This is a genomic window from Natronobiforma cellulositropha (genome assembly GCF_025629245.1).
Classification (GTDB): domain Archaea; phylum Halobacteriota; class Halobacteria; order Halobacteriales; family Natrialbaceae; genus Natronobiforma; species Natronobiforma cellulositropha.
Map to the genome: position 1 here is coordinate 1 of NZ_JANZXN010000055.1, position 15,698 is coordinate 15,698.

Consider the following 15,698-nt stretch of genomic DNA (forward strand, 5'->3'; position numbering starts at 1 on the left):
CTGATCGACGACGCACAGAAGATCCACCAGCAACGGCCAGTGTTACAAGAGACGCTCGCTACCGCTACGCAACCGAGGTGTGAGTCTTAGCTAAAGACGAATAACCAGCCCTGTTGTCACGCGAGGGACACCGAGGCTGGTACTCCGCTCGTTCTCACACTCGCGTTATTTACTGCGACGACCTACACGTGTCGATGTCACTCGAACAGCGACGGAAGGCGGCCGCTCGGTGTCGCCTCTGTGGAAAAATACTGGCTGTCTGGACGGAGCACGACGGCGACGTTCACCCCATCGGCAGCGGTGGCACGTGTCCGTGTGGGTCGTCGGTGTTCGACGTACTCTCGTAGGCTGCGTTCGCCAGCCCACCGGCTGTGTGCCGTCGCCAGAGCGCACACGAAAGCCGTTCCTTTTCCCCCTCTCTGGCGTACTCTCGTCTGTGTCCGCAGTCGAACGGGCAGTCAACGCGCTGACTGAACTGGGGCTGACCGAGTACGAGTCCCGGTGTTTCGTCGCACTGACCAGACTCTCGAGTGCGACGGCGACCGAGGTCAGCCAGGTCGCCGACGTTCCCCGATCGCGCGTCTACGACACGATGGACCGTCTCGAGCGCCGGGGGTTCGTCGAGGTCCAGCAGTCGGACCCACGGGAGTACAAGGCGGTCTCGACCGACACTGCCTGTAGCCGACTCAACGAGGATTACGACTCTCGAATCCAGGTGGCAGAGACCGCGCTGGGGCGGGTCGACGAACCCGAGACGACCCCCGACGAGGGGATGTGGGCCATCTCGAAGAGCGAGCACGTCACCGACAGACTCGTCGCCTTCGTCGAGGGCGCCGCCGCGACGGTTCACCTCCTCGTCGCCACGGAGGACACCGTCGACGAGCGAACCCTCGACGCACTCGAGAGCGCGAGCGAGCGAGGCGTCGACGTCTACGTCGAAGTTCCGACCGAGCAGGTCAGAGACCGGTTCGACCGGGCGCTGAACGACGCCACGGTGGTCGTCGAATCGGACCTCGAGGCGACCACGTCGGTGAACGCCGAGTTACCCGCGAAACTCCTCGTGACGGACAATCGGGCGGTCGTCGCGACCGGGTTGCGAGAGGACGACCTCCCGGACGTCCGGTACGAGACCGCCGTCTGGACCTACGGCAACGACCACGGCTTCGCCGCCTGGGTGCGCGAGTTACTCGCCGACCGTCTCGAGTCCAAACACGGGTCGCCGTGAGCCTCGCTACTCGTCGGTGAGCGTGGCCACTCGAGCGGTCGTCGTCGAAAAATACGTCGGGCGTACGTCACCACCGCTGGTGTCGGTAGCGCCGGCCCGTCTAGAGTTCGTTCAGCTTTCGGAGCAACTGCCCGCGGTACTCCTCGTCGCTGTGGATGCCCTTCATCTCGAGGACGTTCCGCTCGAGTTTGTCGAGGGCGACGCGGAAGGCGTTCTCGGAACCGTAGCCCTCGCCGGAGCCGGCGACCTGCCCCTTGGTGGTGCGCAGGCGGATCTGACACTGGATGAGCGGCGTGCCGCGGAGTTTCTCCTTGTGTTCGTGAAAGCGGACGTGGGCGTGGAGAACCTGCATCTCCGCGTACTTGTCGACGGTCTCTTCGATGCTCGTCACGATGGATTCGCGCGTGAGGGTGTCGAGCAGCGAGATGTTCGTGATCTGGACGTCCATGTGCTCTCGTTCCGTGAACGTGAGCGCGCGCAGGACGTCGGTCTTCGTGACGACGCCGATGACGACGCGGTCGTCGTCCTCGGGCGTGACCATCAGCCCGGCGTAGTCTCGGTCGAGCATCCGCTCGACGGCGTCGCGGGCCGAGGTGTCGAGGGTGATCGTCTCGACCGGACTCTGCATGATGTCGTAGACCGGCACGTCGAGCATCCGGTTGTTGTCGCCGACGCGGTCGCCGGTGGTCATCCGCTCGTTCTGGCGGATGACGAAGTCGGCGATGTCGTGCGTCGTCACGACACCGGTCAGCAGGCCGTTCTCGTTGCGAACCGGGAGCCTCGAGATGCCGTGTTCACGGAGCTGGTTGATCGCCTTCCCGACGCCGTCGTCCTCGCGGACGGTGATCGGGTCGTCGGTGTAGATGTCCGCGACCGTCAGTGCATCCAGGTTCTCGAGAACGGCCTCGAGAATCGCGTCCTGGCTGATGACGCCCCAGAGGTCGTCGTTTTCGAACACCGGGGCGACCTTGGTGTTCCCTTCGACGAGGACGCGCGCGACCTCGCGAACGTCCTCGAAACGGTCGACTTTCGGGACGGGATCGGTCCGGCTCGGTTTCGTGAGTGCGGAGACCTTCGCGTCGTCTTCGACGTGTGACTGTAACACCTCCCGTTCGCTGATCACGCCGCTGTACTCCCCGTCGTCGGTGACGATAATCCCTTTGGGGTTGCCGTTCTCGAACGTCGAACGGACCTTCCCCATTCGTGTGCCGACGTCGACTTCGATGTAGTCCTCCGTGGCGATTTCAGCGATATTCATCGTTCCATCTGGACGTACTCCCGGAACGGTATTTAACGTACCGCCCGCAGCAGACGGCTGCCGAGTCACGCGGTTTTTTGTCCCCAGCTAGCGTAAGGGGTCCCCATCATGGTCCCCGACATCGGTGTCTTCGGGCGCTACACCTACCTCGTGACGGAACTGTTCTGGGGAACCGTCGCGCTCGTCCTCCTCGTCCGTGCGGGTGCGCTCAAGAGGGCCGCCGTCACGATCCTCGCTCTCTACCCGATCGCGTACGCCTGGGACCGCTACACCCTCGCTGTCGGCGTCTTCGACATCCCCCTCCGAACCGGTATCGACGTCGCTGGCATCCCGCTCGAGGAACACCTGTTCATGGCGGTCGTTCCCGGTCTCGTCCTCGGCATCCACGAGACGCTCTTCGGCTCTCGCTGAGGTGTAGACACGGTTTGTGAGTGCCTTTCACTCTCCGCGAGCGGCCGCGGGTATCTTATTCATCGATCACCAACGGTTACGAGAACACGAATGAATCGCCCCCGCCGTCCTCGCCGTCTCCCTTCCTCGAGCGGTGACGCCGACCGCTCACCGTCACTCGGTCCATCTCCGCGCGAGGCAACCGACCGCGGGCTGCTCGGCGTCGTCCGTCTCCTGCTGGTCGCCCTCTTCGTCTGTGGGCTCGCCATCACCGGCGTCGTCGCCGGACCGGCGCTCGTCGCCGAACTCGACGCCTACGCGACCTCCGTTACGGCTGCGGACCCGCCGCCGGCAGGCGAGCGAAACCCGGACCTCGTCCACCCCGACGACCCGACGTCGTCGACCTACGACGGCACGCACGCGGCGTTCACCTCGAGCGACGTCGAGGAGTTCGTCCACCAGAAGGTCAACGAACGCCGGGCCGAACACGACCTCCCCGCACTCGAGTGGGACGGCACCGTCGCCTCGGTCTCGCGTGCCCACAGCGTCGACATGGCCGGCGAAGGCTACCTCGGCCACGTCAATCACGCGGGCGAGGGTCCGTTCGACCGCTTTCACACCGTCTCCGAGTACTGCCGCGGCTACGGCGAGAACGTCGCGATGACGTGGGTCGACCGGCGCGTCCAGACCGAACACGGCGACGTCGAGCGCTACCTGACGCCCGACGAACTCGCCGACGGACTCGTCGAGGGCTGGATGAACTCGACCGACCACCGAAAGGCCATCTTAGAGGAGTCGTGGGACCGCGGCGGCGTCGGCGTCCACCTGACCGACGACGGCCAGGTGTACGCGACGCACAACTTCTGTATGACCTACTGAACTGTGTGGCCGGGATCCACTCGAGTCAGACGTACCGTACTCTCACTGTTCGACACGCCAGTCCAACACTCATTGCCGTCGACGCCATAGACCGACCGTATGAACGTACGCGAGACGGCCACGTCGGTTCTCCGGACGGCGAAAGACCGCGAGATTACGTTTCTCGCCGCCGGCTTCGCCTACTACGCGTTCGTCTCGGTGATCCCACTCGTCTTGCTCGCGCTGGTCGTCGGCTCGATCGTCGGCGGTCAAGACCTCGCCACCAGACTCGTCGACGCCGCCGGTGACGCCCTGCCCGCGGCGGGCGACGAACTGCTCACCGAGGCGCTCACCACCGAGACCGGGCGCGCCGAAGCGACGGTCGTCGCCCTCGGCGTCGCCGCCTGGGGTGGTCTCAAGGTCTTTCGCGGCCTCAGCAAGGCGTTCGACATGGTCTACGGAACTGACGAAGAGGACTCGATACTCGATCAGGTCCTCGAGGGACTCGCCGTCATCGCCGTCGTCGCCGCCGCACTCGCACTGATGACGATCCTCGGCGTGGTCATCGGTGTCTTCTCCGGGCAGATTCCGTTCGTCGGCCTGCTGAGCTGGGTCGTGTTGATCGGCGGTCTCTTCCTCGTCTTCGTGCCACTCTACTACCTCCTGCCACCGATCGACGTCACCCTCCGCGAGACACTCCCCGGAGCGGCGTTCGCCGCGGTCGGCTGGGCACTCCTCCAGGTCGGCTTTCAGCTCTACGCCGCCAACGCCGCCCAGTTCGAGGCCTACGGTGCGATCGGTGCCGTCTTACTGTTCGTCACCTGGCTCTACTTCGCGGGTATCCTCATCCTCCTCGGGGCCGTCCTCAACGTCGTCGTCTCACGGCCGTCGCTGGCCGCCTGACCCAGGTATGTTTCACGCCACTGACGGAGAAACGTTATAGTACTCGCGCGGTCACCTGCCACCAATGACCGACGACCGACCGACCGAGTCCGAGGCGGACTCGAACGACGCGGGCGGGGACACTGACGCGAGACAACCGAACGACGCAGCCGACACCGGTGCAGGCGGGCTAGGCAGACCCGGCGGCGGTCCCCAGAAAGTCGTCTCGAGCACCAGCGTCGACGACATCCTCGACTCGCTCCAGTCGAACCCACCTGCCGACCGCGGTCCCACCGCGAAGACGGTACGAACGAGCGAGCCGGACCCACTCGAGTCTGTCTCTCCTACGGACACCTCCGAGGACGACACCTCCGCAGACGACTCCGTGAGCGACACCTCCGCAGACGACTCCGTGAGCGACACCTCTGCAGACGGCTCTGTGAGCGACACCTCTGCAGACGGCTCTGTGAGCGACACCTCTGCAGACGGCTCCGAGGTCCCGTCACCGGGCGACGACGAACCGAGCGACGAGCCGCCGGTCGAACTGACCTACGAGAGCGACGAGACGGCCACCGCAGGCGCGGCCGACTCGAGCGACTCTGACGCACTCGAGGCTGACGATTCTACGGACCGCGACGAGACGGCCGACGACGCCACCGCCGGCACGGCCGACGACGCCACCGCCGGCACGGCCGACGAGACCACCAGCCCAGCAGACGACGCCACCGTCGACGTCGACGCCGCCGTCTCGACGCTCAGCGCCGCTCGAGCGGGCGACGACGTCACCGGTTCTGACGTCCGCGCGGCCGAACACGGCGAGGGCCGCGAGGCGACCCCCGACATCGACGAACTCGACCTCTCGCTCGACGACCTCGACGCGACCGAGACCGCCTCGCCACCCACTCGCTCGAGCGGACCCTCCTCGGCTGACGGCCCGCTGGCGGGAACCCTCGAGCGCGAGGACCCAGCCGGGGACACGGCGACGGACGACGAAGACGAGGAAGCCGACTCCGGCGGCGTCTTCGGCCGGATTCGCGGTCTCTTCTCGCGCTGACTCGCTTGCGTGTCGTCGGTCGCTCTGGTCGGTCCTCGAGTGGGTTCGAGCTGCGGTGATCTGGATTTTGAGAGCGACGCTCGAGGGTCACGTACGTGACTTCGAAAACAGGGTCGCTCGAGTTTAGGTAGGTTTGGAGGCAGGGCGCTCGAGTGTAGGTGGAGTTGGGGCAATTTCTGACGGGACGCACTCCTCACTGCGTTCGTCGTGTTGGTCCGTCAGAAATGGGTTGGGGCAGATTTGAACCTGGGGAAGACGGTCTTGCTCGCTCACTGCGTTCGCTGCGCGAGCTGCGACTTCCTGGGTTCAAACTGCCCCAACGTGACGACTTTGCTGCTCGCGAATTGCTTGCAGCAAAAGTAGTGGGTTGGGGCAGATTTGAACTGCCGGTCTCCTCCATGTCAAGGAGGTGTCATAACCAGACTAGACCACCAACCCGTGTTGCGTGCGTTCCGTCGGCGCATTTCGCCCGACGCCTCGTGGCCATCGCGCCACGCGTTTCGCATCCAATCGTTGCCCGCCCCCGTAATTGAAGGTTTCGAATCGGGTGGCCCTGCGTGAGTCTGGCGCACGCCGCCGACACGCTTAAGTCCGTGTACTTATTTGATCATCGTAAGACAACAACGTACATTGGTGCTCCCCTATGCAGGATTACGTCGAACACATCACAGACGGCCAGGATCTCACGAAGAACGAGGCTCGAGCGGTCTCGAGCGCGGTCTTCGAAGAGGCGACGCCCGCCCAGATCGGGGCGTTGCTCGCAGCGCTCCGAGCGAAAGGTGAGACGGAAGCCGAGATCGCCGGCTTCGCCGAAGGGATGCGCGAGGCAGCGCGGACGATCGATCCCGACCGGTCGCCGCTCGTCGACACCTGTGGCACCGGCGGTGACGACCACGACACCATCAACGTCTCGACGACGAGCGCCATCGTCGCCGCCGGTGCGGGCGTTCCCGTCGCGAAACACGGTAACTACTCGGTCTCCTCGTCCTCCGGGAGCGCGGACGTGCTCGAAGAACTCGGTGTCGAGATCGACGCCGAACCGCCGGCGGTCGAACGCGCGATCGAAGCGGACGGCATCGGCTTCATGCTCGCGCCGGTGTTCCACCCCGCGATGAAGGCCGTGATCGGCCCACGAAAAGAACTCGGTATGCGGACGATCTTCAACGTTCTCGGGCCGCTGACCAACCCTGCTGGGGCCGACGCACAGGTCGTCGGCGTCTACGACCCGACGCTCGTCCCCGTCCTCGCGCGCGCACTCGCCCAGATGGACGTCGAACGCGCACTCGTTGTTCACGGCTCCGGCACCGACGAGATCGCGATCCACGGCGAGACCGTCGTCGCCGAAGTCGACGGCACCGCCGTCGAGGAGTACTTCCTCGAGCCCGCAACCCTCGGTCTCGAGCGGGCGTCGATCGACGACCTCGCGGGCGGATCGCCGGCCGAGAACGCCGCCGATCTCGAGGCAATCGTCTCCGGTGAGATCACCGGCCCGAAACAGGACGTGATCCTCGCGAACGCGGGCGCGGCAATCTACGTCTCGGGGACGGTCGACTCGCTCGCAGACGGGGTCGACGCCGCTCGTGAGGCGATCGAGTCGGGCGACGCAGCGGCGAAACTCGAGCGGCTTCGACACACCGCGGAGGCCCGATGAGTACGACGGGACGAACGCGGGTGAAAATCTGCGGGCTGACCAGCGTATCCGACCTCGAACTCGCCGTCGACGCCGGTGCGGACGCCGTCGGTGTCGTCTCCGAGGTGCCGGTCGAGACGCCCCGAGAAGTCGCCTCCGAGCGGGCCGCCGAGATCCTCGCCGCCGCCCCACCGTTCGTGACCTCGGTGCTCGTCACGATGCCGGAGACGCCCGCGGCGGCGGTCGACCTCGCCGAGCGGGCCGACCCCGACGTCCTCCAGATTCACACCCGGATGGCCCCGGCCGACCTCGAGACGGTCGCCGAGGCGACCGGTCTCCCCGTCGTCCTGGCGGTCGACGCCGACGACCTCACGGAACTCGAGCGCTACGACGGCGTGGTCGACGCCCTGCTGGTCGACTCCGTCGACGCCGACGGCGGCGGTGGAACCGGCGAGACCCACGACTGGGAACGCACGCGCGAGGCGACCGCCGCCCTCGACTCGCCGGTCGTCCTCGCCGGCGGACTCACGCCGGAGAACGTCACCGACGCCGTCGCGACCGTCGACCCGTTCGCCGTCGACGTCGCCAGCGGTGTCGAAGCCCGCGGCGGCGTCAAAGACGACGCCGCCGTCTACGCGTTCGTCGAGCGGGCACAGACTGCCCGTCCGACCAGTACCGACTCACAGCCGACCGACTCTCCAGCCAGATCACCATGACCGACACGCCACACATCGACCTCGAGCGCGCCGACTTCAGAGCACACGCCGGTGACGCGGCCGACCGGCCCGTCGTCGTCAGAGCCGTCGCCTCCCTCGACGTCGAGACGACACCGCTGGCTGCCTACGCCGCGCTCACGGGTCGGACACCGGAAGGAGACAGTACCGAGCGAACCCCGTACGCGTTCTTACTCGAGAGCGCCGAAAAGACGGCCTCGAGCGACCCCGACGGGGCGTTCCGGCCAAACTCCGCGCGCCCGGACCGCCACGCGCGTTTCTCCTACGTCGGCTACGATCCCGAAGCGGTCGTCACTGTCGGCCCCGACGGCGTCGAGGTCGAAGCGCTCAGCGAGGACGCGCCGATTTCGACCATCGAGGTCGACGACGGCGGCGACACCGTCGACTCCCTCCGGGCGGCGATGCCCGAGGTCCGTCTGGCGAACTTCCCCGCGGACGCCGCCGGCGGCGACCGCCAGCACTTCGACGGCGGTCTCGTCGGCTTCCTCGCCTACGACGCCGTCTACGACCTCTGGCTCGAGGAGGTCGGTCTCGAGCGCCCCGACTCTCGCTTCCCCGACGCCCAGTTCGTCCTGACGACGAAGACGGTCGCCTTCGACGAGGTCGAAGAGTCCGTCTCGCTCGTGTTCACACCCGTCATCACGGGCGAGGACGACCCCGACGAGGTCTACGACGCGCTGTGTGCGGAGGCGACGCGCGTGCAGACGACGCTCGAGTCTGCCGACGAACCCGAGACGGGTGGCTTCGTCCGTCACGGGGAGACCGCCGACCCACAGCCAGACTACGAAGAGAGCGTCCGCCGGGCGAAAGAACACGTCTTAGATGGCGACATCTACCAGGGCGTCGTCTCGCGTGCACGCGAACTCACCGGCGAGGTCGACCCGCTCGGCTTCTACGAGGCGCTCCGGGAGGTCAACCCCTCGCCGTACATGTACGTCTTGGCGCACGACGACCTCACCGTCGTCGGTGCGAGCCCCGAGACGCTCATCTCCGTCCACGACGACCGGGTCGTCTCGAACCCAATCGCGGGCACCTGCGACCGTGGCTCGAGTCCGGTCGAAGACCGCAGACTCGCCGGCGAGATGCTCGCCGACGGCAAGGAACGCGCCGAGCACACGATGCTGGTCGACCTCGCGCGAAACGACGTCCGCCGGGTTGCAGAACCCGGCTCGGTCCGCGTCGAGGAGTTCATGAACGTCCTGAAGTACAGCCACGTCCAGCACATCGAGTCGACCGTCACCGGCACACTCGCCGAGACAGCTGACGCCTTCGACGCGACGCGGGCGGCCTTCCCCGCCGGGACGCTCTCGGGTGCGCCGAAAGTGCGCGCGATGGAGATCATCGATGATCTCGAGCGCGCGCCCCGCGGTCTCTACGGCGGCGGCGTCGGCTACTACTCCTGGAGCGGCGACGCCGACTTCGCCATCGTGATCCGGACGGCCACTATCGAAGCGCTCGAGGACGGCCAGCGCATCACCGTCCAGGCCGGTGCCGGACTCGTCGCCGACAGTGATCCCGAGTCCGAGTACCGTGAAACTGAACAGAAGATGGGCGGTACGCTCGCCGCCCTCGAGCGCATCGAGTCCGACGGGACGGACCCGGCGTCGGCCCCGGAACCGGAGGTGAGCCGATGAGCACCGCGAGTCCCGGCGGTGACGCCGCCTCGCCCGCCCGCCCCACCGTGTTGTTCGTCGACAACTTCGACTCGTTCACCTACAACCTGGTGGAGTACGTCAGCCCCTACGCCGAGACGGCCGTGCTCAAGAACACCGCCTCGCTCGACGAGGTCCGCGAGATCGACCCCGACGCCATCGTCATCTCCCCGGGACCGGGCCACCCGAAGAACGACCGCGACGTCGGCCTCACGATGGCGGTCTTACGCGAGATCAGCACCCAGGTGCCGACGCTCGGCGTCTGTCTCGGTCTCGAGGCGGCCGTCTACGCCTTCGGCGGCACCATCGGCCGCGCACCCGACCCGGTCCACGGCAAGGCCTCCGCCATCGACCACGACGGCGAGGGCGTCTTCGCCGGACTCGAGCAAGGCTTTCGCGCCGGGCGGTACCACTCGCTGGTCGCCACCGAGGTGCCCAACTGTTTCGAGGTGACGGCGACGACCGAACACGGCAGCGAAGACCACGACGCCGACGGTGAGGGCGAGACGCTCGTCATGGGCGTGCGCCACCGCGAGTACCCCATCGAGTGCGTCCAGTTCCACCCCGAGAGCGTTCTCACGGCGGTCGGCCACGACCTGATCGAGAACTTCCTGGCGACGCTCGAGGAGGAGACTGCTAGCCGATGACGCCGACCGCGTAGAGTGCGGCGAGGACGACGGCGGCGACCAGTGCCGCCCGAATCGCGAGTTTGATCGCGATCCGGATCGCGATGATCACGATACCGATCGCGACGACGGCGGCCAGCGCGAGCGCGAGACCGGTTCCTGAGGTGAGAAACTCGAGCATACCCTACGGGTGGCGGCGAGCCACCTAATCGTTTCGGCGAGCGTGACAACGCTCGAGCCGTGACCGTCAGGACTCACAGAAGACGGTGTCCGGTCGCTGGCCCTGCGTTCCAGCTGGGTCGACTACAGGCGCATATGCTGGCTGAGTCGAGGCTGCCCGCTCCCGGCCTGTGACCGCCGCGTTCTCGGGCCGAACTCCTAGCAACCTGAAAGAGAAAACCGCTCGATTGAGCCGTGGTCCCTGGTCACGAGGATCACTTTCGGGGTGCTCTGGCAACCGTTAAGGGTGGCCCCATCGTAGGTGCTCGTAAGCACGGCGAGCGCCGGGTAGGCGTTCGCCACGCTCGAGCGAATCCAGTCGAGTGCCATCTCTGCAACTCAAATTGTACTATTACAAGAAAATCTGTCTCACAACACCATGCTTATGATCTACCAATGAATACCGAACCTTCGTCACGAATGATGCGACCCTGCCACCTATCTTCCGAGAGAATCGACGGACGGCGCCCGTATACGCTCGAGGGGGCGCGCGCATGAGTGAGTCCGAACTCACCGCGGACGAACTCACGCTGCCGATCAAGCGCACCGAGGGCGAGACGCTCGAAGCGCGCATGACGGCCAACGCCTACCACAACATCCTCCCCGCACGCTACCTCCGAAAGGACGCGGAGGGGAACGTCACCGAAACGCAGGAGGAACTGTTCGAACGCATCGGGAAGAACATCGCTCTCGCCGAGGCGGTCTACGAGGCCGAGAAGCTCGATCTCGAGGTCACCGTCACCCCGGCTCAGCTCAAACCCAACCACCCCCGCCGGGACGAACTCGCCGAGGAGGTCTTTGGTAAGGGCACGACGGCCGACGACGACGTAGCGACGACGCTCACCGAGCACAACGTCACCAAGTTCGCCTACGACACGGTCGTTCCCACCCTCCCAGCGGAGGTCCGCCAGCACGTCGAGTCCGTCGCCGAGACGTTCATCGAGGGCATGTCCGAACTCTCGTTCATGCCGAACTCGCCGACGCTGATGAACGCCGGTGACGAACTCCAGCAGCTGTCTGCGTGTTTCGTCATGAGTCCCGACGACGACCTCTCTGACATCCACGAGACGGCGAAGAAGGCCGCCGAAGTGTTCCAGAGCGGTGGCGGCGTCGGCTACGGTTTCTGGCAGCTGCGCCCCTACGGCGACTCCGTCGGCTCGACCGGCGGCATCGCCTCGGGTCCGATCACCTTCATGCGCACCTACGACCAGCTCTGTGAGACCATCGCCCAGGGTGGCACCCGCCGCGGCGCGCAGATGGGGATCATGCGCGTCTCTCACCCCGACGTCATCGAATTCATCCACGCGAAGAACAAAGACGTCTCGCTCGCACACACGCTCCGGCTGAACGACCCCGACGACTACACCTACACCACCTTCGGCGAGGCGCTCGAGGAGGCGCGCGACCTCATCAGCGAGGACGGCCGCGTCCCGAAACACCTGCGCAACGCCGTCGAGGGCCACCTCTCGAACTTCAACATCTCCGTCGGCGTCACCGACGACTTCATGGAGGCACTCCAGGCGGGCGAGGAGTTCACCTTCACCAACCCCCGTACCGAGGAGCCCCACATCGCCACCCACGAGACGAAGGAGATGTACGACCGCTACGGTCTCGGCGAGTACATCGACGTCGGCGAGGAACTCTCCATTCCGGCGGAAGTCGTCTGGGAGCGCATCGTCGCCGGTGCCCACGAGAACGGCGAACCGGGAATCATCTACCTCGAGCGGGTGAACAAGGAACACTCCTTCGACGTGGAGAAACACCCGGACCACCGGATTCTGGCGACAAATCCGTGCGGTGAGCAGCCGCTCGAGGAGTTCGAAGCCTGCAACCTCGGGCACATCAACCTCTCGACGCTCGCCGCCCTCGAGGCGCCCGACTGGCGCGTCTGGTCGGCCGAGCACGCAGACGAGTACGACTCGCACGCGGAGGCGGTCGAGGCGTTCCTCGCCGACGCGATCGACTGGGCGGAGTTCGACGAGCGCATCCAGTACGGAACGCGCTTCCTCGAGAACGTCGTCACGATGAGTGACTTCCCGGTCCGAGAGATCGAACAGACGGTGCGCGATATGCGAAAGATCGGTCTCGGGATCATGGGCTTAGCCCAGCTCTACATCCAGTTGGGCATCAAGTACGGCTCCGAGGAGGGCAACGAGGTCGCCCGCCAGCTGATGACCCACATCAACCACGAGGCGAAGTGGACGAGCCACGAACTCGCCGAGGAGCGCGGCGTCTTCAACGAGTGGGACGACTCGAAGTACGCGGCCCCCCTCGAGTACCGCGAGTGGTTCGAACACCAGACCGGCGAGTCCGCCGACGACTGGGCCGACGGCTTCCCCATCCGCAACCACAACGTGACGACCATCGCCCCGACGGGGACGACCTCGATGGTCGGCAACACGACCGGTGGCTGTGAACCCATCTACAACGTCGCCTACTACAAGAACGTCACCGACGACGTCCAGGGCGACGAGATGTTAGTCGAGTTCGACGACTACTTCCTCCGGGTGCTCGAGGACAACGGCATCGACGTCGAGGCGGCCAAGCGCGAGGCCCAGGAACAGATGGCGAACAACGAGTTCGACGGCGTCGAGGGTCTCACGACGGTGCCCGACGCCATCGGTGAACTGTTCGTCATCACCGCAGACCTCACGGCGAAAGACCACGCGGCGGTCCAGTGTGCCTGCCAGGAGGGCGTCGACAGCGCCATCTCGAAGACGGTCAACGCACCCAGTGACTCGACGCTCGAGGACGCCAAGGAGGTCTTCGAGTGGGTCTACGAACACGGTGGGAAGGGCGTCACCTACTACCGCGACGGCTCTCGGAGCAAGCAGGTGCTCACCACGCGTGCGGACAACGCCGAGTTCGCCGACGAGGGAGAGGCCGCCGAAGCGCTGCTCGAGCAGATCCGCGAGGTCTTCGGCGGTCTCGACGGCTTCGTCGAGCACGAAGAGGTGCGCGCCGAACTCGGCGGCGAGTTCGAGGCGCTCGTCGACGTGCCAGTTCAGTACGCACAGAAGAAAGAACGGCCCGATCAGCTTCACGGCGTCACCCAGCGCATCGACACCGGCTATGGGAAGGTGTACGTGACGATCAACGAGGATCCGGCGACGAAAGAGCCGTTCGAGCTGTTCGCCAACACCGGCCACTCAGGCGGCTTTACCAACTCCTTCACCGACGCGCTCGCGAAGACCATCTCTATCGCGCTGCGCTCGGGTGTCGACCCCTACGAGGTCGTCGACAAACTCCAGGGGATCCGCAGTCCGAAGGTCGCCTGGGACAAAGGCGAGCAGATCAACTCCATCCCCGACGCCTTCGGGACGGCGCTGCGTCGCTATCTCGACGACGAGATCGACCGTACCTACCCACAGCAGCAGACGCTCGAGGAGTCCGCCGACGCGAGGGCCGGGCGCGAACCCGTCGGCGACGACGAACCGCGCGACGCGACCCAGGACCTCATCGACGCCGGTGAGTCGCCGGAGTGTCCCTCCTGTGGCTCGCTCTCGCTGTACTTCTCCGAAGGCTGTAAGACCTGTGAGTCCTGTGGCTGGAGCGAGTGCTGAGACGGGAGTCGGGCAGGGTGGATAGCGCCTGCGGTTTCTGACGGCGGCGATTTTTCGTGGTTCGGTGTGTGTTCGCTCGAGTGTCCGGTACGCGCTCGACCGTCCGGTACGCGCTCGACCGTCCGGTACGCGCTCGAGTGTCCGGTACGCGCTCGAGTGTCCGGTACGCGCTCGAGCAGCGGTTCCTGCGTGCTGAGACGAGCACCAAGGATTAATAATGCCGTATACGATTTCTGTGTATGGATCGCGACACGGCGGAGCCGAGCGTGGGGCAGTTCCCGGGGACGGCGGCGCGTTCGTGGATCGAGTACCACCACCGCCACGCCGCCCCGAGTGAGTACGCCCACGAGTTCGTCTGGGACCGGACCGCGCCCGCGGCGGGACCGTTCTGTACGGACGTCGATGGCAACGTGTTGCTCGACTTCACGTGTCACATCGGGGCGGCCCCGCTCGGCTACGACAATCCGAAGATCACGGAGCGGCTGGCTGAGTTCGATATCGGTGATCCGATGAAGATCGCCGGCCAGGACTTCTACGTCGGGGCCGGTCCCGACCCGACCGAGCCAGCCCATCCGGGACCGAGTCAGCTGATGGAACGGCTGGTCGAGGTGAGCGACCAGTACGGGATGGACACGGTGTTTCTCTGTAACAGCGGGGCCGAGGCCGTCGAGAACGCCCTGAAGATCGTTCACGCCCACGCGCCTGCCTCGCGCTACGGACTCACGTTCGTCGGGGCGTTCCACGGCCGCACCCTGGGGACGCTCTCGCTGACGCGGACGAAGTCGGTGTTCACCCGCGCCTACCCCGAGTTCCCCGAGACCAGGACGCTCACCTTCTGTGAGGACCGCCGCTGTAGCGAGGACACCTGTTCCTGTGGCTTCTTCGCGGGTGGGCGCTCGCAGTTCGGCCGTCTCCTAGAGCCGGAGGGTGGCTCGCTGGACCCCGACGAAATCGCGTACCTGATCCTCGAGCCGGTCCAGGGTGTCGGCGGCTACAACTTCCCGAGCGAACCCTTTATCGACGAGGTCGCGCGGGTCTGTGAGACCTACGACATCCCCCTGATCGTCGACGAGATTCAGTCGGGTATCGGCCGGACGGGGCAGTTCTGGGCGTCGGATCACTTCCCGATCGAACCCGACGTGATCGCGGCGGGGAAGGCACTCAGAGTGGGGGCGACCGTCTCGCGCGAGGAGGTGTTTCCCTCGAGGAAGAACCGGATCGGCTCGACCTGGGGCGGCGGCGACGTTTTGGCCGCGCTGCAGGGTGTTGCGACCATCGACGCCATCGAGGAGTACGACCTGCTCGAGAACGCGACGGTTCGCGGCGAGTATCTGAAGACGCGCCTGCGCGAGGCTGAGCCGCCTGAGGTCGTCGACGTTCGCGGTCTCGGCCTGTTGCTCGCCGTCGAGTTCGACCGGCCCGAGCGCCGGGACGCCGTCGTCGCGGAGGCGGTCTCGCGCGGCCTGCTCACCCTCTCGACGGGACCGAAGGCGATCAGACTCCTCCCGCCGCTCGACGTCACCGAGCGCGAGGTCGACCTCGGCGTCGAGATCCTGCTCGAGGCGATCGAGGCGACGGCGTAGCTGTCTCCGATGTCAGATTCTGTT

Annotated in this window: 14 protein-coding genes and 1 tRNA gene; 12 read left to right on the forward strand and 3 right to left on the reverse strand. The window is 66.0% G+C overall.

What is annotated here, in order from left to right:
- Nucleotides 1-194: 194 nt before the first annotated feature.
- Nucleotides 195-347 (forward strand): hypothetical protein, encoded by a 153-nt coding sequence (locus N0B15_RS16070; RefSeq protein WP_263020726.1) that lies wholly within the window; start codon nucleotides 195-197, stop codon nucleotides 345-347.
- Between the two features lie 89 nt (nucleotides 348-436).
- The gene (locus N0B15_RS16075) at nucleotides 437-1,225 is read left to right on the forward strand and encodes a TrmB family transcriptional regulator (protein WP_263020727.1); all 789 of its coding nucleotides are present in this window, start codon (nucleotides 437-439) and stop codon (nucleotides 1,223-1,225) included.
- Nucleotides 1,226-1,325: 100 nt separating this feature from the next.
- Here the strand turns inward: N0B15_RS16075 and N0B15_RS16080 are convergent, their stop codons facing one another.
- Entirely contained in the window at nucleotides 1,326-2,483 is a 1,158-nt protein-coding gene (locus tag N0B15_RS16080; RefSeq protein WP_263020728.1) for a CBS domain-containing protein, read from the reverse strand.
- A gap of 108 nt (nucleotides 2,484-2,591) precedes the next feature.
- Between N0B15_RS16080 and N0B15_RS16085 the strand changes: the two genes are divergently transcribed.
- From N0B15_RS16085 to N0B15_RS16100, 4 genes are all read left to right on the forward strand, one after another.
- On the forward strand, nucleotides 2,592-2,894 hold the full coding sequence (locus N0B15_RS16085) for a lycopene cyclase domain-containing protein (RefSeq protein WP_263020729.1): 303 nt from the start codon (nucleotides 2,592-2,594) through the stop codon (nucleotides 2,892-2,894).
- 90 nt (nucleotides 2,895-2,984) lie between these two features.
- Nucleotides 2,985-3,752, forward strand: a complete 768-nt coding sequence (locus tag N0B15_RS16090) for a CAP domain-containing protein (protein WP_263020730.1) — start codon at nucleotides 2,985-2,987, stop codon at nucleotides 3,750-3,752.
- A 99-nt stretch (nucleotides 3,753-3,851) separates the two neighbouring features.
- Nucleotides 3,852-4,634, forward strand: a complete 783-nt coding sequence (locus N0B15_RS16095; protein ID WP_263020731.1) for a YihY/virulence factor BrkB family protein — start codon at nucleotides 3,852-3,854, stop codon at nucleotides 4,632-4,634.
- A gap of 64 nt (nucleotides 4,635-4,698) precedes the next feature.
- Complete coding sequence (locus N0B15_RS16100; RefSeq protein WP_263020732.1) at nucleotides 4,699-5,667, forward strand: prolipoprotein diacylglyceryl transferase; 969 nt, start codon at nucleotides 4,699-4,701, stop codon at nucleotides 5,665-5,667.
- A 363-nt stretch (nucleotides 5,668-6,030) separates the two neighbouring features.
- Here N0B15_RS16100 and N0B15_RS16105 read toward each other — a convergent pair.
- Nucleotides 6,031-6,105, reverse strand: a tRNA-Val gene (locus N0B15_RS16105).
- Between the two features lie 205 nt (nucleotides 6,106-6,310).
- Between N0B15_RS16105 and trpD the strand changes: the two genes are divergently transcribed.
- The 4 genes from trpD to trpG are packed head-to-tail and all read left to right on the forward strand — an operon-like array spanning nucleotide 6,311 to nucleotide 10,330.
- Nucleotides 6,311-7,318 carry an anthranilate phosphoribosyltransferase gene (trpD, locus tag N0B15_RS16110; RefSeq protein WP_263020733.1) on the forward strand — a complete coding sequence of 336 codons (1,008 nt, stop codon included), beginning with the start codon at nucleotides 6,311-6,313 and terminating at the stop codon, nucleotides 7,316-7,318.
- Nucleotides 7,315-8,013 carry a phosphoribosylanthranilate isomerase gene (locus N0B15_RS16115; protein WP_263020734.1) on the forward strand — a complete coding sequence of 233 codons (699 nt, stop codon included), beginning with the start codon at nucleotides 7,315-7,317 and terminating at the stop codon, nucleotides 8,011-8,013. Before trpD ends, N0B15_RS16115 begins: the two co-directional genes overlap by 4 nt.
- A complete protein-coding gene (gene trpE, locus N0B15_RS16120; protein WP_263020735.1) occupies nucleotides 8,010-9,665 on the forward strand; it encodes an anthranilate synthase component I in 1,656 nt (551 codons plus the stop codon). The genes N0B15_RS16115 and trpE overlap by 4 nt, the downstream gene beginning before the upstream one ends.
- Nucleotides 9,662-10,330 (forward strand): anthranilate synthase component II, encoded by a 669-nt coding sequence (trpG, locus tag N0B15_RS16125; RefSeq protein WP_263020736.1) that lies wholly within the window; start codon nucleotides 9,662-9,664, stop codon nucleotides 10,328-10,330. The genes trpE and trpG overlap by 4 nt, the downstream gene beginning before the upstream one ends.
- Here trpG and N0B15_RS16130 read toward each other — a convergent pair.
- Nucleotides 10,320-10,490: a DUF8029 family protein gene (locus N0B15_RS16130; RefSeq protein ID WP_263020737.1), complete on the reverse strand. Its 171-nt coding sequence runs from the start codon at nucleotides 10,488-10,490 to the stop codon at nucleotides 10,320-10,322. The two genes, trpG and N0B15_RS16130, sit on opposite strands and share 11 nt — an antisense overlap.
- Before the next feature lie 532 nt (nucleotides 10,491-11,022).
- Between N0B15_RS16130 and N0B15_RS16135 the strand changes: the two genes are divergently transcribed.
- Nucleotides 11,023-14,091: an adenosylcobalamin-dependent ribonucleoside-diphosphate reductase gene (locus N0B15_RS16135; protein WP_263020738.1), complete on the forward strand. Its 3,069-nt coding sequence runs from the start codon at nucleotides 11,023-11,025 to the stop codon at nucleotides 14,089-14,091.
- A gap of 239 nt (nucleotides 14,092-14,330) precedes the next feature.
- Nucleotides 14,331-15,674 (forward strand): class-III pyridoxal-phosphate-dependent aminotransferase, encoded by a 1,344-nt coding sequence (locus N0B15_RS16140; RefSeq protein WP_263020739.1) that lies wholly within the window; start codon nucleotides 14,331-14,333, stop codon nucleotides 15,672-15,674.
- The last annotated feature ends 24 nt before the right edge of the window (nucleotides 15,675-15,698 follow it).

Bases quoted from the DNA above. Each gene is read 5' to 3' on its own strand.
- N0B15_RS16070 (WP_263020726.1), top strand. From the start codon at position 195: ATGTCACTCGAACAGCGACGGAAGGCGGCCGCTCGGTGTCGCCTCTGT.
- N0B15_RS16080 (WP_263020728.1), bottom strand. From the start codon at position 2,483: ATGAATATCGCTGAAATCGCCACGGAGGACTACATCGAAGTCGACGTC.
- N0B15_RS16085 (WP_263020729.1), top strand. From the start codon at position 2,592: ATGGTCCCCGACATCGGTGTCTTCGGGCGCTACACCTACCTCGTGACG.
- N0B15_RS16090 (WP_263020730.1), top strand. From the start codon at position 2,985: ATGAATCGCCCCCGCCGTCCTCGCCGTCTCCCTTCCTCGAGCGGTGAC.
- N0B15_RS16095 (WP_263020731.1), top strand. From the start codon at position 3,852: ATGAACGTACGCGAGACGGCCACGTCGGTTCTCCGGACGGCGAAAGAC.
- N0B15_RS16100 (WP_263020732.1), top strand. From the start codon at position 4,699: ATGACCGACGACCGACCGACCGAGTCCGAGGCGGACTCGAACGACGCG.
- trpD (WP_263020733.1), top strand. From the start codon at position 6,311: ATGCAGGATTACGTCGAACACATCACAGACGGCCAGGATCTCACGAAG.
- N0B15_RS16115 (WP_263020734.1), top strand. From the start codon at position 7,315: ATGAGTACGACGGGACGAACGCGGGTGAAAATCTGCGGGCTGACCAGC.
- trpE (WP_263020735.1), top strand. From the start codon at position 8,010: ATGACCGACACGCCACACATCGACCTCGAGCGCGCCGACTTCAGAGCA.
- trpG (WP_263020736.1), top strand. From the start codon at position 9,662: ATGAGCACCGCGAGTCCCGGCGGTGACGCCGCCTCGCCCGCCCGCCCC.
- N0B15_RS16130 (WP_263020737.1), bottom strand. From the start codon at position 10,490: ATGCTCGAGTTTCTCACCTCAGGAACCGGTCTCGCGCTCGCGCTGGCC.
- N0B15_RS16135 (WP_263020738.1), top strand. From the start codon at position 11,023: ATGAGTGAGTCCGAACTCACCGCGGACGAACTCACGCTGCCGATCAAG.
- N0B15_RS16140 (WP_263020739.1), top strand. From the start codon at position 14,331: ATGGATCGCGACACGGCGGAGCCGAGCGTGGGGCAGTTCCCGGGGACG.